The following is a 24698-nucleotide window of genomic DNA, read 5'->3' as shown; positions in this document are numbered from 1 at the left end:
CCGCCGTATACCGAACGGTACGTACGGTGGTGTGAGAGGTCGGTAGATAAAATAATTATCTACCTCCTACTCGATTCTATTTATAATTTTGAAGTGCAGCTTTTCCTTCTTCGTCAGTACTAATTCTTATTACATTTTGTACATCATAAACAAAGATTTTACCATCACCTATATTGCCTGTTTTAAGTACCTTTTTTGCTGCCTGTATAACCAAATCTACAGGAACTTCATATACTACAATTTCAATTTTTATTTTTGGCAATAAGTTTATATCGACAGTCACACCTCTATAATATTCTTTATGTCCCTTTTGTACTCCACAACCTAAAACATTAGAAACTGTCATTCCTTCTATTCCTATCTTGCTTAGTTCTTCTTTTAATTCATCAAACTTACTTGGATTTGTTATAATATCAATTTTAGTGATTTTATCCATATAAAAATCGCCCCTTTATAAAAGTTTTACTAACTACATTATAAGCTTCCTTAATATGTTAGGAAAGACTCAAGTTTGAACTTTTTGTTTTTTTAAGATAGATAATTTTAAATACAGGTTCACAGGGGGTTTTACTTTATTTTAAATAGAAAAATACGTATATTTCTATTTAAAATCCTTTGTAATAATTTTCTTTTTTACTTTGAAAAATTGTGGCTATATATTTTGTTTTAAGTATTAATAATTTTTTAAAAATATTAAAAAATTACAACTATATTATAGTCAAAAGGTGATTTGTTTCTGTGTAATTTCTTCATAATTTACATAATATACTATAAAATGGTACAATATAGATGGAGGTGGGAAAAATGATTAAACTGGTTAAGTACATTCTTAGGACAAGTGTAGTTACATTATCTTTAGCTTTGCTAATTAATGTACCTAAGGTGTATACCTATGCAGCAGAAGAAAATAAATTAGTTAATAATTCAGAAGCTGCAAAAACAATAACTGCAACGAAAGAAAAGAATACAAATGAAAAAAATAAATTGTTTGAAACAAACTATGTGGTAAATAATGTAGCTACAAGTAATGTTTCAGCAGTTGCAGCAACAGAAGATGGGAAATTAACAGAAGAAGACAAGGCTCTCCAAAGGATTAATGATGGAGTGGAAGATTTATCAGATTATACGTTATTAAAAATAAGAAAAGTAAAATCTGATAATTTGAACATTATTAAAAAATTAATTCAGGATGAGAAGGTGAAAAAAGGATCTAACTTAACAAGAGAGGATATATCTACAACAGTATCAAATGGGTTAAAGAACATAACTACTGTTTTAGATAAAATTAACTTAGGAGGAGCTACAGTAGATGAATATAAATTTCTAGAAATAACTGTAGTGAACGATTCAAATTTAAAGGACATAAACGAATGGTTAAAAGGACAAGGATTTACAAATATAAATACATTAAAAGATGCAGTGAATAGAATAGTACAAGCTATACAAAACATTAATAATGGAATAGAAACTGCAAATGATTATAAAACATTACAAATAAATAGTGTTGAAGAAGATTATGTTCCATTAATAAGAAAAGAGATAGCAAGTGTTAAAGTACAAAAAGCTGGAGATTTAACAAAATCAGAAATAAGTGATGTAGCAACAAAAGCAGTTAATAAGATTAATGCTATATTGGATTTTATTAGTCAAGGAAAGGCTACTGTTCTAGATTATACTTATATAGGAGTAGTAAATGTAAATAATATAAATTTACAGGATGTGAATTTATGGATGCGTGGTAAGAAGTGGATTAAGCTAACTGACGAAATAGGAATGATAAATACCATAGTAGAACCATTAAGAAAAATAAATGCTGGCATAGAAGCAGAAAAAGATTACGAAATCTTAGGAATAGATGGAGTTAATCAAAGTAATCTTGAAGCAGTAAGAGCAGTTATTGCAGAAAAGAAACAAATAAAAGGAGCTGAATTAACAAAGCTAGAAATAGCAGATGCAGTTGATGAGGCTGTAAGATTAATAGACTTCTTTGATGCTATAAATTCAGGTACTGCAACATTAGATGATTATAATTATATTGGAGCAACAGGAGTAAATGATAGTAATTTACAAGATTTAAACGAAGAGTTAAAAGGTAAGGACTATAAGACATTAAAGAAAGTTCAAGATAATATAGATGTTTTTAATAAAGCTATAAAGAACATAAATCAAGGTATTGATAGCATAGCTGATTATGGTACTTTAAAAATAGAAGGCGTAACAGAAAATAATATTGAATTTGTAAGAGCTGATATTAAAGAAGCAAGAGATAATAAGAAGAGTGATTTGACTAAAGCAGAGATAAAGGATATAGTTACAGCTTCGTTAAAGAAGTTTAAAGCGATAGAAGCTATAAATAATGGAGCAGCTACTATAGAGGATTATACTCTTTTAGGAATAACAGTTGTTACTGATGTTAATATAAAATTTATTAACGACAATATAAAAGGTAACAATTATAAGACTTTAGAAGAGATTACAGTTAAGGTTCAGAAATTAATTAAAGTATATGATGCATATCTAAGAATTAATTTAGGGGCAGGAACTTTGGATGACTACGAGCTTATAGGAGCAGTTATATCTAGAGTAGATCTTTTAAACTATATAAATGTAGAATTAACTGATAAAGGATATTTTACTTTAGTAGAAGTTCAAGCTAAAATCGATGTAGTGATAAAAGTAAGAGTTGCTATAGAAAATATAAATAATGGTACAGCAACAATTGATGATTATGCTACAATAGGTGCTGTTGGTGTAACAGTAGATAATTTAGTTTATGTAAATGCTGAATTAAAAGGTAAGAATCTAAAAACATTGCCAGAAATTCAAGTGAAAATTGATGTAGTAGTTAAGTTTACAGCAGTAATAGAAAGAATTGATGCTGGAACAGCTACAGTTGATGATTATACAGCTATAGGAATAACAGTAGTAAATGATATAAATTTAGCATATGTAAATGGACAGGTAGTAGGTAAGGGTTACTTAACTGTAGCAGAAATTAAAGTAGCCGTAGAAACAGCTATAAAATTTAAAGGCATATTTGAAAAAGTAAACTTAGGAATTGCAACAGTAGAAGATTATCAATTTATAGGAATAACTGGCGTAACTATACAAAACTTAGCATATGTAAATGCGCATGTTAGAGGAAAGAAGTTTGTAACAGTTGATACTTTGCAAGCTAGAGTAGATATAGTAGTAGAAATATATGAATCCATATTAAAAATTAATAAGATTTATGAAAACATTAATTTAGGCCAAGCAGCAGTAGAGGATTATGCTTATATTGGTGTAGTTGGTGTAACAGTAGATAATTTAACATATATTAATGCAGACTTAAAAGGAAAAGGATATGTGACTTCTACAGATATTCAATTAAGAGTAAATGTATTAGTTAAAGTTTATGATGCATTTGTAAGAATTAATGCAGGAGAAGCAACTCTCGATGATTATAAACTTATAGGTGTTGTAGGAGTAACTGCAGAAAACTTAGCATATGTAAACTTAAATGTTAAGGGTAGTAGTTATTTTGTGTTAGCAGATGTACAAGCTAAGGTGGATGTAATAGTTAATATGTATAATTCATTTGTAAAAGTTAATACAGGAGAAGCAACTCTTGATGATTATAAACTTATAGGTGTTGTAGGAGTAACTGTAAAAAACTTAGCATATGTAAACTTAAATGTTAAGGGTAGTAGTTATTTTGTGTTAGCAGATGTACAAGCTAAGGTAGATGTAATAGTTAAGATGTACAATTCATTTGTAAGAATTAATGCTGGAGAAGGAACAGTAGATGATTACAATACAATAGGTGTTGTGGGAATTACAGTAGATAATTTAGCATATGTAAACTTGAATGTTAGAGGAAATAACTTCTTTGTAACAGCAGATGTACAAGCTAAGGTTGATGTGTTAGTTAAATTGTTTGATGCATATGTAAGAATAGGCGCTGATACAGCACAAGTAGATGATTATATATTAATAGGAGCTAATGGAGTAACAGTGGATAACTTACCTTACATTAATGCAGATCTAAAAGGAAGAAAGTACACAGTACTTACAGATGTACAAGCTAGAATAGATATAGTAGTAAAGCTTTATCCTTCATTTACAAGAATCAATGCGGGAGAAGGCACTGTAGTAGATTATGAACTTATGGGAGCTATTGGAGTAACTGTAGACAACTTAATATATGTAAATGCAGACTTAAAAGGTAAGAACTATCTAACAGCTACAGAAATTAAGGCTAGAGTAGAAGTTAATATCAATATCTATAATGCTTTAATAAGAATTAATGCCGGAGAAGGTACTTTAGATGATTATAATGTTGTTGGTGCTGTAGGCGTAACAGTAGATAACTTAATATATGTAAATAGTAATATTAAGGGACTTGGTCTTGGAACTTACGATGAGGTAAAAACAAAAGTTAAGACTATAGTAGCTCAATATGAATTAGACTTAAAAGTAACTGCTATTCTTGGAAGAATAAATGCAGGAGAGGCAACTGTTGATGATTATGCGTTTATTAATATAAAAGGAGTAACGGTAGATAACTTAATATATGTAAATGCAGATTTAAAAGGGAGAGGTGCAAGAACTCATCTAGATATTCAAGCAAGAGTAAATGTTATAGCTAATTTATATGCTTCATTTGTAAGAGTAAATGCAGGAGAAGCAACTTTAGCTGATTATACAGTTCTTGGAATAACAGGTGTAACAGTAGATAATTTAATATATGTAAATGCAGATTTAAAAGGTAAAAATTATGTTACTTCAGCAGAAATCCAAGCTAGAATTAATGTTAGTAATAAGGTTTATGTAGCTTTAGGAAGGATAGATGCAGGAGAAGGAACAATAGATGACTACACTTTACTTGGAATAGTTGAAGTTACTGTAGATAACTTAGGATATGTTAATGGAGAATTAAAAGGTGGAAAACTACTTACAGTAGAAGAAGCAAAAGTAAAAGCTATTAATGTTGTAAATGTATATAATGCATTAATCAAGATAAATATAGGGGAAGCTACAATAGATGATTATGTTCTTATAGGAGCTGTAGGAGTAACAGTAGATAATTTGATTTATGTAAATATAGATTTAAAAGATAAGAATTATATGAATCTAAAAGATATACAAGTAAGAATTAACATGGTAATAAACATAAGAAATGCTTTAGGAAAAATAAATGCAGGAGAAGGAACTGTAGATGATTATGTATTTATTGGTACAAGCGGGGTTACAGTAGATAATTTAATATATGTAAATGCAGAATTACAAGGAAAAGTGTGTAATTATCCATCGGAAGTGCAAACAGTTATAAATAAGGTTTTAAGCTCAGTAGACATATTGATAAGAATAAATTATGGGAAAGCTACGATAGATGATTATGTAAAATTAGGAATTTCTGGTGTTACAGAAAATAATATAGATTTTATTAATGAACAAGTTAAGGGAAAGAAGTATTTAACAGTTTCAGAAGTAAAGGTAGCAGTTGATAATGAAGTAGCAATATATATATCATTAGGCAAAATGAATGATGGAAAGGCAACAGTAGAAGATTATCAATTACTAGGGCTAGTTGAAGTTAATATTGACAATATATTTTATGTTAATGAGGCATTAAAAGGAAAACACTTCATGAGTGTAGGAGAAGTTACAGCTCAAGTTAATAATGTTGTTAAATATCACCAAGCTTTTGATAGAATAGTATCAGGACATGGAGCATTAGAAGATTATACATTAGTAAATATTACAGGAGTAACAGGTGAGAACTTAATCTTTATAAATGATGGAGTAGCAAGAAAAGGTTGTAAAACTGTTGAAGAGATTCAAGGATATATAACTGATTCAGCTCTTTTAATACAAACTTTAATTAGAGTTAATAATGGAGAAGCAACACTTGATGATTATTATTACTTAGGAATTAAAGATGTAACAGTAGATAATTTAATTTATGTAAATGCAGATATTAAGGGGAAAAAATATACAGAGCCTGCAAAACTATTAATAGATATTCAAGTAATAATAAATGTTAACAACTCATATATTAAAGTTAAAAATGGTAAAGGAACATTAGAAGACTTTGTAACAATAGGAATAAAAGGTGTTACTGAAGCTAACTTAGTTAAAGTAAATGATGCAATATTAAAGGGAGACATAATTAAATTTAAAGATGATAATTTATCTAATAAGATAAAAGTATTACAAGCATCTATAGATATTGTAACAGCAGAAGAACCAGCTTATTCAGGGTTTGGAACTACTAAAAAAGTAGCTGATTATATTCAACTTACACCATTAGCTACTTGGCAAAGCGGAGGAATATGGTGCGATAATTCAATTGATACTACTAATGGATTCATATTAAATTTTGAATACTGCATTGGTGGTGGACGTGGGGATAGCCATGGTGGCGCTGATGGATTAGTTGTAAATTTAGCACCAAAGAAAGGTAACTTTGGTGGCCAGGGAGGAGATTTAAATTTTAATGGACCTGGAACTTATGGAGTTGAATTTGATTCTTATGTAAATGAATTTGATCCAGGATGTAAGCATGTTGCAATTATCAAGGATTCTGTGGCAAATCATTTAGCTTATAAGGCTGATATGCGTGTAGATGATAATGTTTGGCATTCAGTAAGAATAGAATACGTTTCAGATAATATACAAATATATATCGATAATCAGTTGGAGTTAGAGTATAAAGGAATAAAACTTGATAAACAAATTTTTATAGGAATATCAGCATCAACAGGTGCAGGTTATAATCAACATCTAATAAGAAATATAACTTCAAAGGTTAAAACAATTTAACAGTATAATTAAGAGAGTTTCTTGAATTTATTTTGAGAAACTCTCTTTTGCTGTGCTTGTCTTTGTGAGCTGAAAAAGTAATAAGTCAGTAACTTTAATTAAGTAAAAGTATGGTAAAAAATAAATAAATGAATTAAAATGTAACTAATGTAATTTGGAACAAAGTATTATTAAGGAGATTTAGATGAAAAGTATATTGGTTAAAGAATATTATAATTGGTTTAATAGTTATGTAAAAAGTTTTTATGGAAATGATAGTGTTGTTAATCAAAACATTGAACTAAAGGAGAAACACACTTTAAAGGTTTCAGAGCATGCTGTAAATATTGCAAAATCCTTAAGTTTAACAGAAGAACAGGTGAATATTGCAGAAATAATAGGTTTATTTCACGATATAGGTAGGTTTGAACAATTTAAAAAGTATAAGACATTTAAAGATTATCTTTCAGAAAATCATGCTACGCTTGGTATTAAGGTATTAAAAGAAAATAAGGTTTTAGAAAATTTAGATGAAAATATAAAGGAAGTTATAATTAAGGCTATAAGTCTACACAATGCAAAAGAACTTCCAAAGAATTTAGATAAAGAGAATGCTTTATTCTGCAAATTAATTAGAGATGCAGATAAACTAGATATTTATAGGGTGATTATAGAATATGAAAAAGAAAGAGAGAATAAACCTAATCCAGCTATAGATAATTTACCTTTTACAGAAGGCTATAATAAAGAATTGATACAGGAAATCTTTTTAGGCAGAAGGATTAATAATAATGTATTAAAAAATTATAATGATAGAAAAATATATGAATTAGGTTGGGTATTAGATTTAAATTATAGTTTTTCTTTAAATTATATTAAGGAGAAAAAGGTTTTGGAAAGTTTAATTAATTGCTTGCCTAAAAATGAAGAAATTAATGAACTTTATAGATACTTAGAACAATATATTAAAAACTTCAAATAAAATTATAAACGTATTGAGAGAAAATACTTAATAAAATATAGAAAAAGTTGAATAAACTTGCATTTGTTAGTGATTTATATTTTTGTAGAAATTAGCCTCTGTTTGTGATAACATATCTACTATTAAATAAAAAAGCAATAAGCAAAATAGAGGGGCGAAAATATGAAAATTGATATGAATTACACAAAGGAAGTTATTAAGGAAATTTTATCTATTAGCAGTCCAGCAGGAGATACAATCCTAGCTATGAATAAAATAAATGATTATTTTCAAAAGTTAGATATAGAGGTTAACTGGACGAAAAAGGGAGCTATAATTGGAGTAATACATGGACAAGATGCTAGAAATCAAAAGATTATATCTGCTCACATAGACACACTAGGTGCTATAGTTAGTGCTATTAAGCCAAATGGTAGATTAAAGCTATCTAATATTGGCGGTTTTTCTTGGGGGGCAGTAGAAGGCGAAAATGTTATTATTACTACAAGTGAAGGAGAGAAATTTACCGGAACTATTTTGCCTACAAAAGCATCTGTTCATATTTTTGGTGATGAAGCTAGAGAACAAAAAAGAACAGAGGAAACTATGGAGGTTAGAATAGATGAAAATACTTCTACAAAAGAAGAAACAGAAGCATTGGGTATTTCAGTTGGAGACTTTGTTTCTTTTGAGTCAAGAACAGTATTTACTAAAAATGGATTTATTAAGTCAAGACACTTAGATGACAAAGCTTGCATAGCTATATTAATATCTCTTTGTAAATATTTTAAGGATAATAATCTGAGGCCAAAGAACACCTTGTTATTATATATAAGTAACTATGAAGAAATTGGACATGGAATTTCAGTGGTTCCAGACAAAGTTACTGAATTTATAGCTCTTGATGTTGGCACAGTTGGAGGAGAGCATAATTCAGATGAACATAGTGTTACTATAGTGGCTAAGGATAGAATTACTCCTTATTCAAGTACAATAAAAAATAAATTAGTTAAGCTTGCTAAAAAAGAATCTATAGATTATAAAATTGATGTACATTATAGATATGCAACAGATGCTAGTGTAGCAGTTACACAAGGTAGAGATTTTGAAGTGGCATGCATAGGACCAGGGGTAGATGCAACTCATCACTATGAAAGAACTCACATAGATTCAATTGAAAATACATTAAAATTATTAATAAGTTATTTATCAAAATAAAAGTTGACTATATTCACTTTTATTTTGAAAATATATAATGTATAATTCATTATACAAAGAGGTGAACTATATGGAGTATAAATTAACTATATTAGAATTAGGCAAGGCACTTAAGAAAATTGAAGAAGATTGCGGGTTAAAGATGCTTATAAAGGCTAATTTAAGTGGTGGTTGGATGACAATGGTAGGTGAAGCTATAATAGTGTCTATTCCTAAGGAGTACAGACCTGGACTTAGTGCAAAATTTGATAATATAGTGAGCATTAAGCTTAAGGATGAAAATTCTGAAGGGTCAATGATTAAGCTTACGGGAGGACCAGAGAAAAAGTTTAATGTAAAAGTTGAACCAGCAAAATATAGAGAAATACCTAAAAACGGTATAGGATTAAATCAAGTTAAGATAAATGAAAGTGAGTGCACTTTAAAAATAGACGATAGTATTGTGTTTACAATTAAAGCTAAGGCTGAAGATATTATGAATATAATAGGTTAAAATGTGACTATAGATATTTTAGTTTTATTGGATTAATTAAACTTCTTTTGTGTTAAGTTTGATTAATCCAATATTTTTTGTGATAATATCTATAGTTATTTCTATATATTAATATGGAGATATATTAGGAGGAAACAATGGAGAGTAAAGAATACTTTTATGTAATAAATTATAACAGTGCCAGTGATAAAGAGTTATGTGACTTAGAGATGAAATATATATTTAATTTTGTTCCAGAAAAGAAGAGGTATATAGTATCTAATATAGATACTAATCCTTCAAGAAGTCCTTTTATAAAAGAAAAAATATCAATTATTTTTTCAGGAAACTCTTTAGAATCTTTAGTGAAGCAGGTAGTAGATACTAAGCTATCTTTAGATGATTTTAAAGTTATATATTTAAAGTCAGGAGATGAAGATGTTGATTATAAAGAAAGGCTTAGAAGTGTAAGTGAAATAGGTTATGTCATAACAGGAGAACCTAATATTCATGAACCTAAAGTTATAGTTGGAATCTCAAAAATTAAGGATAGATGGATATTAGGGAAGTATGAAAAGAATGACTTTAAATGGCACATACATGACAGAAAGCCATATACTTATTCAAATTCTTTAGGATTAAAGCTAGCAAAATCATTAGTGAATGTAGCGGTAGGAAATGATTTTAATTTAAAGGTAGTAGATCCTTGCTGTGGAGTTGGTACAGTAATTATAGAAGCATTAGATATTGGAATAAACATTAAAGGTTATGAAATTAATAGTCAAATAGCTGATAATGCAAAGAAAAATCTAAAGTTTTTTGGATTTGAAAATGTAGTTGAAGAAAAGGATATGCACACTATTAAAGAGAATTTTGATGTTGCTATAATAGATATGCCTTATGGTATATTTACACCTACAACAGATGAAAAACAAAATGAATTAATTAGGTCTGTTGCTAGATTTGCTAAAAAATTAGTTATTGTAACTATAAAAAATATGGATAAAGAACTTAAGGCTGCTGGATTTAAGATTGTAGATAAATGCAAGGTAAATAAAAATAAGTTTATACGATACATTACAGTTTGTGAAATAGGTGATTAAGATGAAAAAAACAATAGGAATTCTTGCTCATGTTGATGCTGGCAAAACAACATTTTCTGAGGAAATTCTCTATCATACTAATTCTATAAGAAGCCTTGGAAGGGTTGATCATAAAAATTCTTTTTTGGATAGCAACAGTATTGAAAGAGAGAGAGGAATAACAATTTTTTCTGAACAAGCTACCTTTAAATTAGGTAGTTCTACATATTATTTAGTAGATACTCCAGGGCATGTAGATTTTTCTTCTGAGATGGAAAGAGCTATTGCAATAATGGATTATGCCATAGTTATAGTAAGTGGAGTAGAGGGAATAGAAGGACATACTGAAACAGTTTGGAATTTACTTAGAAAATATAATATACCAACCTTCTTTTTTATTAATAAGATGGATAGAGTTGGATATGATAGAGATAGGGTATTAGATGAAATTAAAAGAAACTTTACTAAGGATGTTTGCTTTTTAGAAGGTGATTTTTTAGAAAATGAGAATGTAGTTGAATTTTTATGTGAAAAGGATGAAAAGTTCCTTGAAAAATATTTAGAGGGTTCAATAGAGAAAGATGAACTTTTAGAGTTATTTAAAAAATTGATTAAAGATGAAAAGGCATTTCCATGTTTTGAAGGATCTGCACTTCAAGACATAGGTATTTCAGAGTTTTTAGAAGCTTTAGAGAGTCTTACTATTACAAAATATAGTGAAGAAGGTAATTTTAAGGGTAGAGTATACAAAATTAGATATGATGAAAAGGGTAATAGAATAACTTTTATTAAATCATTAGGTGGGAGGTTAAAGGTTAGAGATGAATTTACTTTTGAAGGGAATACAAATAAAGTTACTTCAATTAAGATTTTTAACGGAAATAAAGGCGTAATACAGGAGAGCATTAGTGCTGGCGATGTATTTGCGGTAACAGGTCTTACAGAAGTTTCAGCAGGTCAAGGAATAGGAGATATAAATGAAGATATTACTTATGAAATGGTTCCAACCTTAACTTCAAAGGTTATATATGATAAAGCATTAAATGTAAAGGATGTACTTGCTGTATTTAAAATATTAGATGAAGAAGATCCTGCATTAAATGTTATATGGAATGAAAAACTACAAGAAATACATATAAATATTATGGGCAAAATTCAATTAGAGGTATTAAAAGAAGTGTTAAAGGATAGATTTAGCTTAAATATTGAATTTGGACCTTGTAAAATTTTATATAAAGAAACTATAACTACAACTGTTATAGGTAGTGGTCATTTTGAGCCATTAAGACACTATGCTGAGGTGCATTTAAAACTGGAGCCAGGAAAGAGAAATACTGGTATACATTTCCAAAACAAATGTAAAGCAGATGACTTAAATATTGGTCATCAAAACCTCATTAAGACTCATATATTTGAAAGAGAGCATCACGGCATTTTAACAGGATCTTCTCTAACTGATGTGAAAATTACTCTATTAACAGGGAGAGCGCATTTAAAACATACTAGTGGTGGTGATTTCAGGGAAGCTACTTTTAGAGCATTAAGACAAGGCTTAGAAAAGGCAAATAATATACTTTTAGAACCATATTATAAGTTTAAGATTGTAGTTAAAGATGAGCATATCGGAAGAGTATTATCTGATATACAAAAATATAAGGGAAGCTTTGAACCTTATGAAATTAATGAAGGTATAGTTACTATTATGGGAAGAGGTCCTGTTAAAACTTTTATGGATTATAGTAGCGAAATAGTTGCTTTTACCAAAGGTAAAGGAACTATTAATTTGGTATTTGATGGATATGATGTTTGCCATGATGAAAGCGAAGTAATAGAGGAATTTAATTATGATAAAAATAGTGATATAGAATATACGTCTACTTCGATATTTTGCTCAAAAGGTGAAGGTTATTTAGTAAAATGGGATATGGCTGATGAGAAAATGCATTGTGAAATTATAACTTAACATAGATTTAAAATGCATTTAATAAGGCATCAATTGGATTTAACAAAGTTTGGTTAAGATAAGAATTAAGGAGATGAAAAAATGAAAGGTAAGTATATGATAATAATTTCTTTTGACGCTGTTTCTTCAGATGACTTAGCTATAATGAAGAAATTGCCGAATTTTAAAAGGTTAATGGAAGAAGGCTCTTTAATTAAAGATGTTGAATCTATTTATCCAACGCTAACTTACCCAGCACATGCAACTATAGTAACTGGAAAATATCCTAAAAACCATGGAATAGTTGATAATACTATATTTAAAAAAGGGGATTTTAGCCCTAATTGGTACTGGTATAGAAAGTATATAAAAGGTGAAACAATATATGACTTAGCAAAAGAAAATGGGCTTAAGGTATGTTCGCTTTTGTGGCCGGTAACAGGTAAAAGCAAAATAGACTATAACCTTACTGAAATATTTAAAACAAAGCCTTATCATAATCAATATATTCAGTCAGGAACTTCAGGATCTTTACTATTTCAACTTAAATTAAACAAAAAATTTGGTCATCTTAGAAAAGGCATTTCACAACCTGCTCTTGACAACTTTGTAATAGAATCAGCTAAATATGTTATTGAAGAATATACACCAGATCTTATGCTAATTCATTTTACTGATGTTGATACAAATAGACACCATTATGGCTATAAAAGTAGAGAAGCTATGGATGGGATAGTTAGGCATGATATTAGATTAGGGGAAATAATTAAAATCCTAAAGAATAAAGGTATTTATGATGAAACTAACATAATAGCATTAGGGGATCATAGTGCAATAGATGCAAATAAAATAATTAAATTAAATTCTTTGTTTAGAGAGCAAGGGTTAATTACATGTACTAAAGATGGGAAGTTTAAGTCTTATAAGGCAATTTGCAAAAGTTTAGATGGATCTGCATATATATATTTAAATAATCCTAAAGATTTAGATGTTAAAAGAGAAGTAGAAAACCTCCTGGAAGATGTTGTAAAAATGAAAGAAAAACCTATTGAATTTATTTTAAAAGATGATGAAATAGAGAAAGTAGGGGCAGATATTAATGCGAGCTTCATGTTAGAAGGAAGCAGAGGCTTTTATTTTGTTGATGATATTTTAGGAGATGTATTGGAGGAAATAAAGGAAGATGAAGTGGGAATTGTACCGCATAGATATAGAGGTATACATGGTTATTCTCCTAAAAAGGAGAACTATGGTACATTTTTCATAGGTAGAGGTAAAGATTTTAAAAAAGGAATAGTTGTTAAAGAAGGAAAACTAATAAATCACGGACCAACACTAGCGAGGATTTTAGGAGTAGACCTTAAAGACACTGACGGAGAAGTAGTAGAAGAAATCCTTGAATTATAAGGAGTGAAAGTATGAAAAGCTTAAACAAGGAAGAAAAAAGCTGGGCCTTTTATGATTGGGGAAACTCTGCTTATTCTATGATAATAACCTCAACTATATTGCCGATCTATTTCAAATTAGCAGCCCAAGAAGGCGGAGTTCCTTTAACAGATTCAACTGCGTACTGGGGCTATGCAGTATCTATATCAACTCTAATTGTATCAATTCTTGCTCCAATACTTGGAGCTATAGCTGACTATAAGGGATATAAGAAGAATTTCTTTAAATTATTTTTTACTCTAGGAGTAATTTCAACATTATGTTTAGCTATGGTTCCCTCAGATAAACCATTAATTTTACTCATTATGTATGCTTTTACTGTGGTAGGTTTTTCAGGTGCAAATATTTTTTATGATTCATTTTTAGTAGATGTTACTGATGAAAGCAGAATGGATAAGGTATCAGCTTCAGGTTTTGCTCTTGGTTATGTAGGTAGCACCATACCATTTGTAATTTCTATAATTATAGTGTTACTTTCTCAAAAAGAAGTAATCCCGTTTTCACTTTCTTTGTCTTGTAAAATTACATTTCTAATTACAGCTCTATGGTGGGGAATATTCACTTTGCCATTACTTAAAAATGTTAATCAAAAATACTATATTGAAAAAGAACCTAAGATAGTTGTTAATTCTTTTAAAAGAATTATTGAAACTTTTAAAAATATAAAAAGTCATAAAAACATATTTATTTTCTTGATTGCATATTTTTTCTATATAGATGGAGTAGATACCATAATAAATATGGCAACTTCTTATGGAACTGATTTAGGTATTTCTATGACTTCGTTACTTATAATACTATTATTAACACAATTTGTAGCAGTACCTTTTACTCTTATTTATGGAAAGCTAGCTAAAAAGGTTGGAACTAAAAAAATGCTTTTTGTTGGAATAATAACTTACACCACAATTTGCATATATGCATATTTTATAAAAACAGCTTTGGATTTTTGGATTTTAGCTATGGCAGTTGGCTCTGCTCAAGGGGGAATTCAAGCTATATCCAGAAGCTATTTTGCAAAACTAGTGCCTAAGAGTAAATCAAATGAGTTTTTTGGGTTTTATAATATCTTTGGAAAATTTGCAGCAATAATGGGGCCAGCTTTAGTGGGAATAGTAACTCAAGTTACAGGTGAAACAAATAAAGGATTAATAAGCTTGGTAATATTATTTTTAATAGGTGGAGTTATATTAAGTCAAGTTGAATGCAATACCGAACATTCAAAGGATTCAGATATGGTAGCTATTAACAATAAATTAGAAAAATGCTAACATCAATAATAAGATTTAATCTATTATTTTAATTCTATTTATGTTATAATCAAACAAAGCTTTTCTTTAGAGAAGATTCTTTAAAGAAGAGCAAGAATTATGTATATTTTCTAACAGAAAAGAAGAATCTAATCTGGAAGAGATCAAATTTAATGAGATAATTAGCCTAGGCAAACTAGGTTTGTATTTTGTGTATAAATTTAAGAGGTCTCCTTTGTAAGATTAGGAGTCCTCTTTTTGAGTTCTAGGAGGTAAAAATGAGTAAAATAGCAGTAATAAGTGCCATATTAGAAGAACCAAGAGACTGTCAGAGCAAATTTAATGAGATAGTCGCAGATTTTAGAGGAAGTGTTAGGGGCCGTATGGGAATTCCTTTTGAGGAAGGTATTTCAGTTATTTCTCTAACAGTAACAGGAGATTTAGATGATATTAATAGTCTAACAGGTAAACTTGGAAATGTTAAAGGTGTAACAGTAAAGACATCAATTGCAAAGAAGGAGGTTTAACCTTTTGGATATTTATGGAATTATAGATAAGCTTTACAAAACTAATAATGCAACAGAAGAGGAATTACTATTTGTACTAAATAATATAGATGATGATTCTAAAAAATATCTAATAGAAAAATCAAATGAAATTAGATTAAGGGTTTATGGAAAAAAGGTATACTTAAGAGGCTTAATAGAGTTCACTAATTACTGCGTGAGAAATTGTATGTATTGCGGTATTAGGGCAAAGAATGCTAAAGCTGATAGATATAGACTAACTAAAGAAGATATCTTAGAATGCGCGGATATAGGTGACAGGTTAGGTTATAAGACTTATGTTCTTCAAGGCGGTGAAGATCCTTATTTTACAGATGAAGTGATGATAGACATTATTAAAAGTATCAAAGCAAAGTATCCTAATAATGCTATTACTTTATCTCTAGGAGAAAGAAGTTATGAATCCTATGAAAAGATGTTTAAAGCTGGAGCGGATAGATATCTTTTAAGACATGAAACTGCTTCAAAGGAGCTTTATGAAAATCTTCATCCAGGTGCCAGCTTTGAAAATAGAAGAAAATGTTTAAGTGATTTAAAGAAGATAGGATATCAAATAGGAGCAGGTTTTATGGTTGGGCTGCCTAACCAGACCAATGAAGATTTAGTTAAAGATTTATTGTATATAAAAGAATTAGATCCTGAAATGTGCGGAATAGGTCCTTTTATTCCTCAAAAAGATACTCCACTTGGAAAGGAAGAAGGAGGCACATTAGAAGCAACAACTACTTTACTCGGTATAATAAGATTATTATTACCAAATGTATTGTTGCCGGCAACTACAGCATTGGGAAGTGTTCATCCACTAGGAAGGGAGCAAGGACTTAAAGCTGGAGGAAATGTAGTTATGCCTAATTTATCTCCAACAAGAGTTAGAGATAAATATGCCTTATACGATGGGAAAATATGTACAGGTGATGAAGCAGCTGAATGTAGAAATTGCATTGAAGGAAGAATTAATAGGTCAGGATTTGAAGTAGAAGTTACAAGAGGTGACAATATTAAGTGGCAGAGGAGAGAAATGTAATGTTTATTAATGAAAAATATATAGAAAATTTATTAGAAGAATCAAAATTGGCAACAGCAGAAGACGTCCAAGCTGTCCTAGATAAAGCAGAAAAGAGAGAAGGATTAAATCATAAAGATATAGCAGTTTTGCTTCAAGTTGAAGATAAAGATCAGCTAAAAAAGATGTATGAAATTGCTGGACAGATAAAGAAAGATATTTATGGAAAGAGAATAGTATTATTTGCTCCATTATATGTAAGTGACTATTGCGTAAATAACTGTGTTTATTGTGGTTATCATAGCTGTAATACGTTTAAAAGAAGAAAGCTTACACAAGAAGAAGTAGCTGAAGAAGTAAGGATTTTAGAAAAAATGGGACATAAAAGACTTGCGCTAGAACTTGGAGAAGATCCAGTTAATGCTCCAATCGAATATGTTCTAGAAACACTTAAGACAATTTATAATACTCAAAGAGATAACGGTGAGATTAGAAGAGTAAATGTAAATATAGCAGCAACAACTGTTGAAGAATATAAGATGCTTAAGGAAGCTGGTATAGGAACATATATCTTATTCCAAGAAACTTATCATGAACCAAGTTATAAAAAAATGCATCCAAATTGTATGAAAAATGACTACGAATATCATTTAACAGCTTTTGATAGAGCGATGGAAGCTGGAATCGATGATGTTGGAGCAGGGGTTTTATTTGGACTCGCTGATCCTAAGTTTGAAGTTCTAGGACTTATGATTCATAATGAACATCTTGAAGAAAAGTATGGGGTAGGTTTCCACACAATATCTGTTCCAAGACTTAGACCAGCAAAGGGGGTTTCATTAAAACAATTCCCACATTTAGTAGATGACGAGTTGTTTAAAAAGTTAGTTGCTATAATTAGAATCGCAGTACCATTTACAGGAATGATTATATCTACTAGAGAAGATGCAGATATGAGAAGAGAATTATTAAGGTATGGAATATCTCAAATGAGTGCTGGTTCTAGTACTGGTGTTGGTGGATATAAAGAAAGAGAAGAAGGTAATGAAGTTCCTCAGTTTAAGACAAGTGACGAAAGAAGTCCTATTGAAATATTAAATGAACTTATAGATGATGGATATATACCAAGTTATTGTACTGCTTGTTATAGAAAAGGTAGAACTGGCGAAAGATTTATGAGACTAGCAAAGTCAGGTAACATCCAATATGTATGTGAACCTAATGCTATGTCAACATTAATGGAATATGCTTTAGATTATGGAGATGACGAATTTAAAGAAAAGGCTGAAAAGTTAGTTAGAACACTTGCTAAAGATATAAAAAGAGATGATATTAGAGAAATGTTCCTAGAAAATTTAGAAAAGCTTAAAAATGGAACAAGAGATTTATATGTTTAGTAGAACTAATGAATAGTACACCAAAACATCAAATATAAATAAATTTGTTTTTTGAAAATAATTATATAAAAAAGTGGTGGTTATAATTCCATCACTTTTTTCATGTATTTAGACTAAATTAATGGAAATAATAAGTATAAATTCTGTTTGTAAGCAATATAGAAAAACATATTATTTTATATACTTTTTTGGTAAACTATGTTGGGGGTGTTTAAATGAAATACATCAAAGATAAAAGAATATTAGTTATTGCCTTTCTTTGTTTTTGTGTAGCAGCTTTTCTTTTAGTATTAACTATAAAAGGGAAAGATGATAAAGAAGCTAAAGTCGCAAGTGCTGATATTTCAGAAGTAACAGAAGTTAAAGATAAGTTGGTAATTAAACCATTAGAAAATGACATAGAAATAGTAAGACCTCTTGAGAGAAAAACAAGCACAAGTGAAGAGCATATAACTTTTCTAGGAATGTCAGATCCAAATAAAGAGTTAAAGTTAAATAATGAAAATATTCAAGTATATTATACAGGAAACTTTGTAAAAGAAGTGCCATTGAAGATTGGAATTAATTCATTTCAATTTACTTTAGGAGATAAAGTTGTAAATTATGAGGTGATTAGGAAATTTCAGATTATAGATTCAATTACTCCAGCAAAAATTTTAAGCGTTGAAGGTGGCACAAAAATAACAATAACAGCTAAATTATATAGTGGATCAAAAGCATATGCAGAGCTTAATGGAAAGCGTATAGAGTTTAATCAGGTAGAGTCAGATGAATATATTTCAGCTAGAGGAACTACATACGCAACCTTTACAGGAGATTTACTTACGGAAGAAGTAAATAGTAAGACCAGCTTAGGTCATATTGTAATACATAGTTCTTTTGAAGGGAAAGAAGAAAGTAAAGAGGGGGGAGAAGTAGTACTAAATACTAAAGAAAGAGAAAAAAAATACGGAATAATTAATAAAGAAAGTGCCCTTGTTTATGATAGTAAAACAACTTCAGTTGTTCCGTTAAATGAAGTTTATCCTTTAGCAAAGGGAACTGAGGATTATATAACATCAAAGGTTATAATAGATGACAAAGAGTACTATAATCTAGCCTCAAATAAGAGAATTAAAGCTGAAGATATGGATTTGGCTGTTACCAAAGTGAATAATGGTAATGAGATATCAAATATATCAATATATGAGGAGAATAATAGTACAATACTAAAAATAAAAGAAAGCTCCAAGGCGCCATATACATTTAAAGCGGAAAATGCAGGATTTAAAGACATTAAAAATCAAGATTATAGTATAGATAATTATGATTTAGATGAAATGAAAATTTACTTTGATTATGCTAATAGCATTAATGATGAAATTAATTTAGAAGATAATCCTTTAATTAAAGAAGCAAGTGTTTCGAATAATGAAAAATATTTGAGTCTAAAATTAAAAGATAGGTATATTGGTCATAGGGCTTATTACGATGAAGAGGGAAATCTTATATTTAAATTCAAAAATAAGAAGAAGTCATTAAAAGATATGACAATTGTTTTAGATCCAGGACATGGATTAATAGAAAATAGCAAGTTGGATCCTGGTGCATTAGGATTCAATCATATAAATGAGAATATAATAAATGTACAAATGTCAAAGCTAATTGAAGGACAGTTAAAGGAAAAGGGAGCAAATGTTATAAGATTAGATACAGAAAATACTGCCTATCCATTAAAGGAAAGAGGAGGTAAGGCTAGAGAAAATGATGCTGATCTGTATCTTTCAATTCATAATAATTCAGGTGGTTCCGGAAAATATAATGCAACTGAAAGCTATTATTTTACTCCATATTCTGAAAGCTATTCTAAAAATATAAATGAAAGTCTAGCAGAATGTTACAATAATGTTCTTTTTAAAGAAAATAAAGGAGAATATAATAGAGGAAGTAAATACAATTATTATACAGTAACTCTAGAAAGAGAGAATCCTTCGGTTTTAGTTGAAGTTGGTTACATTGATAATCCAGTATCTTTTAATAAAATAATAAACAATGATTATCAGGCGGAGCTAGCTAAGTCCATAGTTAAAGGAATTGAAAATTCTATAGAGTAAATAACGGTTTTTAATTTCTTTATGTTATAATAGAGGCAAATATTATACTATGCATAGGGGAAATATAATGAGAAAAGTATTAGAAGTACTATTTGGTAGAATAGTCATTACAGGAGCTTTGTTGATTTTGCAGTTGACTATTTTAGCATTAGGAGTAATAAAACTTAGTGAATCTTTTATATATTTATATGTTTTTTCTATCATACTAAGTTTATTAATAATGATCTACATAATAAGTAGAACAGATAATCCATCATATAAGTTAGCTTGGGCAGTACCAGTGCTTTTAGTTCCGGTCTTTGGAGGATTATTATATTTATTGTTTGGTGGAAATAAAATTGGTAGGATATTAAAAAAGCAAATCGAATCTACTAATTATGAAATTGTAGATTTGCTTAATCAAGATGAAAACATAATAAAGGAAATTGAAGCTACAGATAAATCTATAGCAAATCAAATTAAATACATAAATAATTTATCTACTTTTCCAATATATAAAAGAACATCTTCTGAATATCTTTCACCAGGAGAAGATTTTTATGAAAAATTAATATGCGAATTAAGAAAAGCAAAACATTATATATTCATGGAATACTTTATAATTCACACAGGTAATATGTGGAATACGATACTTGAAATATTAATTGAAAAAGTTAAAGAAGGTGTTGATGTAAGAATAATATATGATGATATTGGTTGCATAAAAACACTGCCAAATAAATATTATGAAGAACTTGGGAAGCTTGGCATTAAAACAGTTGTATTTAATCAATTAGTACCAGTTTTGTCTTCAGTAATGAATAATAGAGATCATAGAAAAATCACAGTTATAGATGGACATACTGCATTTACTGGTGGAATTAATATAGCTGATGAATATATAAATGAAATAGTGAGATTTGGTCACTGGAAAGATGCAGCTGTAATGATTAAAGGGGATGCAGTATGGAGCTTTACCATGATGTTTTTACAGGTGTGGAAGTTTATAACTAAAGAAGAGATCGATTATGAAAAATATAGACCAGAAGTTCATGTAGAGGATGAGTTTATAGATGATGGTTTTGTACAGCCATATGGGGATAGTCCTTACGATGATGAATTAGTAGGGGAGAATGTTTATTTAAATATAATAAATAAAGCAAAGGAATATGTTTATATAAGTACACCTTATTTGATTATTGATAATGAGTTAATAACAGCTTTAACATTAGCAGCTAAAAGTGGAGTTGATGTTAGAATATTAACTCCACACATTGAAGATAAATGGTATGCCCATATTGTAACAAGAGCATATTACGCTCAACTTATTATGGCTGGGATAAAAATATATGAGTATACACCAGGTTTCATTCATTCAAAAACATTTGTATCAGATGATTCAGTAGGAACAGTAGGTACGATTAATCTTGATTATCGAAGTCTTTATTTACACTTTGAATGTGGTGTGTTTTTATATAAAACTAAATCAGTTATGCAAATTAAGAAAGACTATTTAAATATGTTAGAAATAAGCCAAAGAATTACTTTAGAGGATACAAAAAAGATAAAATGGTCTAATAGATTTCTTAGATCAATATTAAAATTATTGGCACCTCTGATGTAAGAAAAATCTCTAAAGCAAATAAATGCTTTAGAGATTTTTTATTTTAGATATAAATTAGCATATTAAGAAACTGTAATAGGAGTCATTGAGCTTTTGGGGAAGGTTGTTCTTTGTGCAAATAGATATTCTCGTACTAGTGAAGCATCCGATGCATCTATTATACCATCCCCATTTACATCACAAGTCCATAAAATATCAGTACAAGGATATTCACTATCTGTTCCACGTGCAATTCTTTGTATAAGAGCATAAGTTGATAAACTTATTTCATTCTCACCATATGCATCTCCAATATTATGAACAATTCTTTCTTTTTGAATATAATGTGATCCATCATAACTTAAAACAAATTTTTTAAGTATAGCCAAGTCTGAAGAGTCTATTACGCAATCTCCATTTAGATCCCCTGTCCATAAATCATCTGGCACATTTAAGGTAGGTATTGCTCCGGTAATGTATTTTTGCATGTGTGCTATATCTAAAACATTTATTTTACCATCACCATTTACATCACCTAATTTGTAAATATGATGAGCTTTAGGAAAAATGGAAATAGTTCCTTCAGAAAATTGGGTTATTAAATCAGCATCAGCGGAGGTTATGGCATTATCTCCATTTACATCAGCTGCCCATAAGGCATTATCAACAGGTAAAGCTGTTCCTTTGGTTAAATATTTGTTTATAAGAAGTACATCAGTATTATCTATTCTTTCATCATCGTTAACATCTCCAACTAGATGAGTATTTATATATTTTTTTAGAGAATCTGTATTGTCCGATCCTGCTAAATTGCTATCAGTTGAATCTATAACGCCATCAGCATTTACATCAGCAATAGATATACCGTCACTTACAGGAAAGTTGGTTATTGTTTTAGCAATGTATTTATTTATATACATTGCATCTAAAACATTTAGTTCACCATCACCATTTACATCACCAATCTTATGTCCTGCATTGTAATAAGCATTTGTCATAGTATTTTCCACGATTTTACCATCTACTTCTAATGCTGCTCTAAAATACATGTTGCCATAAACACTTATAGGTCCTTCATAAGCGGCAGAAGATGTAGTAGGAGTTTCCCCATTCGTAGTATATCTTATAGTTGCATTTGGTGTTTCGGTAGTTATTGTCAAATTCTTTGCATACTTATATGTGCCTGGATTAATACTGAAAGTTGGGGGAGCTACAGAAGGTTTTGGAGTTCCTAATGCGTAGTCAATACTTAAGGTTACAGTTGAATTATCTATAGTGCTGGATGGGCCATTATAATAAGTTATATAGCCTGTTGCTGGATCTACTAGTCTAAAATCTTTAATTACAGCAGCATTGTCATCAGCAGTTTTATCTGTAATTCTCATATACCATCTCTTAGTCTTATCACTGAAATTTATGTTACTATTAAGTTCCATAAGGTTAGTATAGTCTATTACAACTGTACCATAAGCTGCACCATCAGTGCCGTTAAATGAGACGGCTCCATTTTCTTTATTTAATATATTAGGAGTCCAAGTTATAGTTGGGTCACTTGAAGTTGTTTCTGAATAACCTATTTGATATTGTAATTGATCTCTTTTTGCATGGTTAATAGTTACTTCACCAAGCAATTTAGGTGTATATGAAGTTCTTGCTGTTAACCAAAATGCTGAGTTATTATACCAAAAACAATTAGTTCTGTTCTTATCAGCTGGGAGACCTGGCACTGCAGATACAGTATTTAAAGCATCATAGCTTATCCAAGTGCCACCTTGAAGTTTAAATGCACCTTTTTCGCCAGGATCTACACTTCCATCACCATCTATATCTGTCCAAATAGCATCATTATATCCAACAATAGCTTGTCCATGCCCTCCTTTAGAACCATTAACCATATAAGATATAGTTTCTCCAACATAAGCATCATCGGCAGTTGAATCTGTGTTATTTGATATTTTTGTCATTTTAGTACTAGCACTAGAATAATTAATTACTAGAATGTATCCATTTAGTAAAAGTTTTTTAATATTATCTAAATTAGAATCAGTTTCACTTTTTACAGGAGTGTTTGTCTCATCCCATATTCTTACAACTCCAGTTTTATCAATTCTGTTATTTGCTGCATTTTCCCAAACCTTTGGGTTTCCAGCCCATTCAAGATAATTTTTTGAAACAGAACCGTGCCCATCATATGGAAAGTCATTCCATGTAGCTGCTCCTTGTTCTTTTAAAAGGGTATATGCTTCTGATGTGTTTGATCCTTCATCCATACCGGAGTTTATAAAATTATAAGTCCATTTTGGAGAAAGTTTTTTTGAATAATTTTTATCTGATTTTAAATCCCAATTTCTAGCTAAAGCTGTCATATAACTAGCTTGATAATAAGTTGATGACATTGCAGAACAAGAACCAATTGACCCTTGAGTTTCTTCACCAGGATAATACTTAGATGTTGAGTTATCTACAGATACTGGAAAATCAGAAGATGTAAGAGTGTCAGTAGATAAAGAGTTGCCATCAGTATATGCAGCTATAGATAAATTACTTTCAGAGAGAGTAGTTTTATCTGATGAATCTGCTGGGCTTACTTCTTGTCCAAAATTTGCAGTTTTGAGGTTAGTTTTTGGATTTAAACCCTTGCTCTCTCTAGATTTGTTAATTCTTTCTATGGCAGATTTGTTTGGAAGAACGCTTTTTGTTTCAATCATATTTTCTTTGATCCAATTTTCTTCTTCTACTGAAGGACCTTTTAGCCCGCCTATGTATTCATTTGTCTCTCCATCTTGGAAATCTTTTGCTGAAACAGCTGGTATATTTGAGCACATTAAGGCAAGCGTTAGGCCAAAGGTGCACAAACTTTTTACTTTCTTTGAATTTAATAGCATAATTATTAAACCCCT

Annotated in this window: 15 protein-coding genes; 13 read left to right on the top strand and 2 right to left on the bottom strand. The window is 29.7% G+C overall.

All coding sequences use genetic code 11. The features are described 5' to 3' along the window. Positions 1–76 precede the first annotated feature (76 nt). On the bottom strand, positions 77–436 hold the full coding sequence (locus H9661_RS13790; protein ID WP_143318351.1) for a P-II family nitrogen regulator: 360 nt from the start codon (positions 434–436) through the stop codon (positions 77–79). 368 nt (positions 437–804) lie between these two features. On the opposite strand from H9661_RS13790, the gene H9661_RS13785 reads away from it, so the two are divergent. From H9661_RS13785 to cls, 13 genes are all read left to right on the top strand, one after another. Next, entirely contained in the window at positions 805–6807 is a 6003-nt protein-coding gene (locus H9661_RS13785; protein WP_191769383.1) for an L-type lectin-domain containing protein, read from the top strand. Between the two features lie 184 nt (positions 6808–6991). Beyond that, positions 6992–7768 (top strand): HD domain-containing protein, encoded by a 777-nt coding sequence (locus H9661_RS13780; RefSeq protein ID WP_143318353.1) that lies wholly within the window; start codon positions 6992–6994, stop codon positions 7766–7768. A 162-nt stretch (positions 7769–7930) separates the two neighbouring features. Continuing rightward, positions 7931–8965 carry a M42 family metallopeptidase gene (locus H9661_RS13775; protein ID WP_143318354.1) on the top strand — a complete coding sequence of 345 codons (1035 nt, stop codon included), beginning with the start codon at positions 7931–7933 and terminating at the stop codon, positions 8963–8965. Between the two features lie 70 nt (positions 8966–9035). After that, positions 9036–9458 (top strand): UDP-N-acetylglucosamine pyrophosphorylase, encoded by a 423-nt coding sequence (locus H9661_RS13770; protein ID WP_143318355.1) that lies wholly within the window; start codon positions 9036–9038, stop codon positions 9456–9458. 137 nt (positions 9459–9595) lie between these two features. After that, positions 9596–10540 (top strand): TRM11 family SAM-dependent methyltransferase, encoded by a 945-nt coding sequence (locus tag H9661_RS13765; protein ID WP_143318356.1) that lies wholly within the window; start codon positions 9596–9598, stop codon positions 10538–10540. Between the two features lies 1 nt (position 10541). Next, positions 10542–12482, top strand: a complete 1941-nt coding sequence (locus H9661_RS13760; protein ID WP_143318357.1) for a GTP-binding protein — start codon at positions 10542–10544, stop codon at positions 12480–12482. 81 nt (positions 12483–12563) lie between these two features. Further along, the gene (locus H9661_RS13755) at positions 12564–13868 is read left to right on the top strand and encodes an alkaline phosphatase family protein (RefSeq protein ID WP_143318358.1); all 1305 of its coding nucleotides are present in this window, start codon (positions 12564–12566) and stop codon (positions 13866–13868) included. Positions 13869–13879: 11 nt separating this feature from the next. Further along, entirely contained in the window at positions 13880–15178 is a 1299-nt protein-coding gene (locus tag H9661_RS13750) for an MFS transporter (RefSeq protein ID WP_143318359.1), read from the top strand. Positions 15179–15435: 257 nt separating this feature from the next. After that, on the top strand, positions 15436–15684 hold the full coding sequence (locus tag H9661_RS13745; protein WP_143318360.1) for a TM1266 family iron-only hydrogenase system putative regulator: 249 nt from the start codon (positions 15436–15438) through the stop codon (positions 15682–15684). A gap of 10 nt (positions 15685–15694) precedes the next feature. After that, positions 15695–16747 carry a [FeFe] hydrogenase H-cluster radical SAM maturase HydE gene (gene hydE / locus H9661_RS13740; RefSeq protein ID WP_143318370.1) on the top strand — a complete coding sequence of 351 codons (1053 nt, stop codon included), beginning with the start codon at positions 15695–15697 and terminating at the stop codon, positions 16745–16747. Further along, the gene (hydG, locus tag H9661_RS13735) at positions 16747–18123 is read left to right on the top strand and encodes a [FeFe] hydrogenase H-cluster radical SAM maturase HydG (protein ID WP_143318361.1); all 1377 of its coding nucleotides are present in this window, start codon (positions 16747–16749) and stop codon (positions 18121–18123) included. Before hydE ends, hydG begins: the two co-directional genes overlap by 1 nt. Before the next feature lie 215 nt (positions 18124–18338). Next, positions 18339–20216, top strand: coding sequence for an N-acetylmuramoyl-L-alanine amidase (locus H9661_RS13730; RefSeq protein ID WP_191769380.1), 1878 nt, complete (start codon positions 18339–18341; stop codon positions 20214–20216). Between the two features lie 67 nt (positions 20217–20283). After that, positions 20284–21819 carry a cardiolipin synthase gene (cls, locus tag H9661_RS13725; protein WP_143318363.1) on the top strand — a complete coding sequence of 512 codons (1536 nt, stop codon included), beginning with the start codon at positions 20284–20286 and terminating at the stop codon, positions 21817–21819. Positions 21820–21881: 62 nt separating this feature from the next. Here cls and H9661_RS13720 read toward each other — a convergent pair whose 3' ends face one another. After that, positions 21882–24683, bottom strand: coding sequence for a dockerin type I domain-containing protein (locus H9661_RS13720; RefSeq protein ID WP_191769377.1), 2802 nt, complete (start codon positions 24681–24683; stop codon positions 21882–21884). Positions 24684–24698: the final 15 nt, after the last annotated feature.

Origin of the sequence: Clostridium cibarium (genome assembly GCF_014836335.1) — a bacterium.
In the GTDB taxonomy this organism is placed as follows: Bacteria; Bacillota; Clostridia; order Clostridiales; family Clostridiaceae; genus Clostridium; species Clostridium cibarium.
Note: the sequence above shows the minus strand (reverse complement) of the source record. Positions and strands in the feature narration are given on the sequence as shown.

Coding starts and splice junctions, on each gene's coding strand:
- H9661_RS13790 (WP_143318351.1), bottom strand. CDS start 436: ATGGATAAAATCACTAAAATTGATATTATAACAAATCCAAGTAAGTTT.
- H9661_RS13785 (WP_191769383.1), top strand. CDS start 805: ATGATTAAACTGGTTAAGTACATTCTTAGGACAAGTGTAGTTACATTA.
- H9661_RS13780 (WP_143318353.1), top strand. CDS start 6,992: ATGAAAAGTATATTGGTTAAAGAATATTATAATTGGTTTAATAGTTAT.
- H9661_RS13775 (WP_143318354.1), top strand. CDS start 7,931: ATGAAAATTGATATGAATTACACAAAGGAAGTTATTAAGGAAATTTTA.
- H9661_RS13770 (WP_143318355.1), top strand. CDS start 9,036: ATGGAGTATAAATTAACTATATTAGAATTAGGCAAGGCACTTAAGAAA.
- H9661_RS13765 (WP_143318356.1), top strand. CDS start 9,596: ATGGAGAGTAAAGAATACTTTTATGTAATAAATTATAACAGTGCCAGT.
- H9661_RS13760 (WP_143318357.1), top strand. CDS start 10,542: ATGAAAAAAACAATAGGAATTCTTGCTCATGTTGATGCTGGCAAAACA.
- H9661_RS13755 (WP_143318358.1), top strand. CDS start 12,564: ATGAAAGGTAAGTATATGATAATAATTTCTTTTGACGCTGTTTCTTCA.
- H9661_RS13750 (WP_143318359.1), top strand. CDS start 13,880: ATGAAAAGCTTAAACAAGGAAGAAAAAAGCTGGGCCTTTTATGATTGG.
- H9661_RS13745 (WP_143318360.1), top strand. CDS start 15,436: ATGAGTAAAATAGCAGTAATAAGTGCCATATTAGAAGAACCAAGAGAC.
- hydG (WP_143318361.1), top strand. CDS start 16,747: ATGTTTATTAATGAAAAATATATAGAAAATTTATTAGAAGAATCAAAA.
- H9661_RS13730 (WP_191769380.1), top strand. CDS start 18,339: ATGAAATACATCAAAGATAAAAGAATATTAGTTATTGCCTTTCTTTGT.
- cls (WP_143318363.1), top strand. CDS start 20,284: ATGAGAAAAGTATTAGAAGTACTATTTGGTAGAATAGTCATTACAGGA.
- H9661_RS13720 (WP_191769377.1), bottom strand. CDS start 24,683: ATGCTATTAAATTCAAAGAAAGTAAAAAGTTTGTGCACCTTTGGCCTA.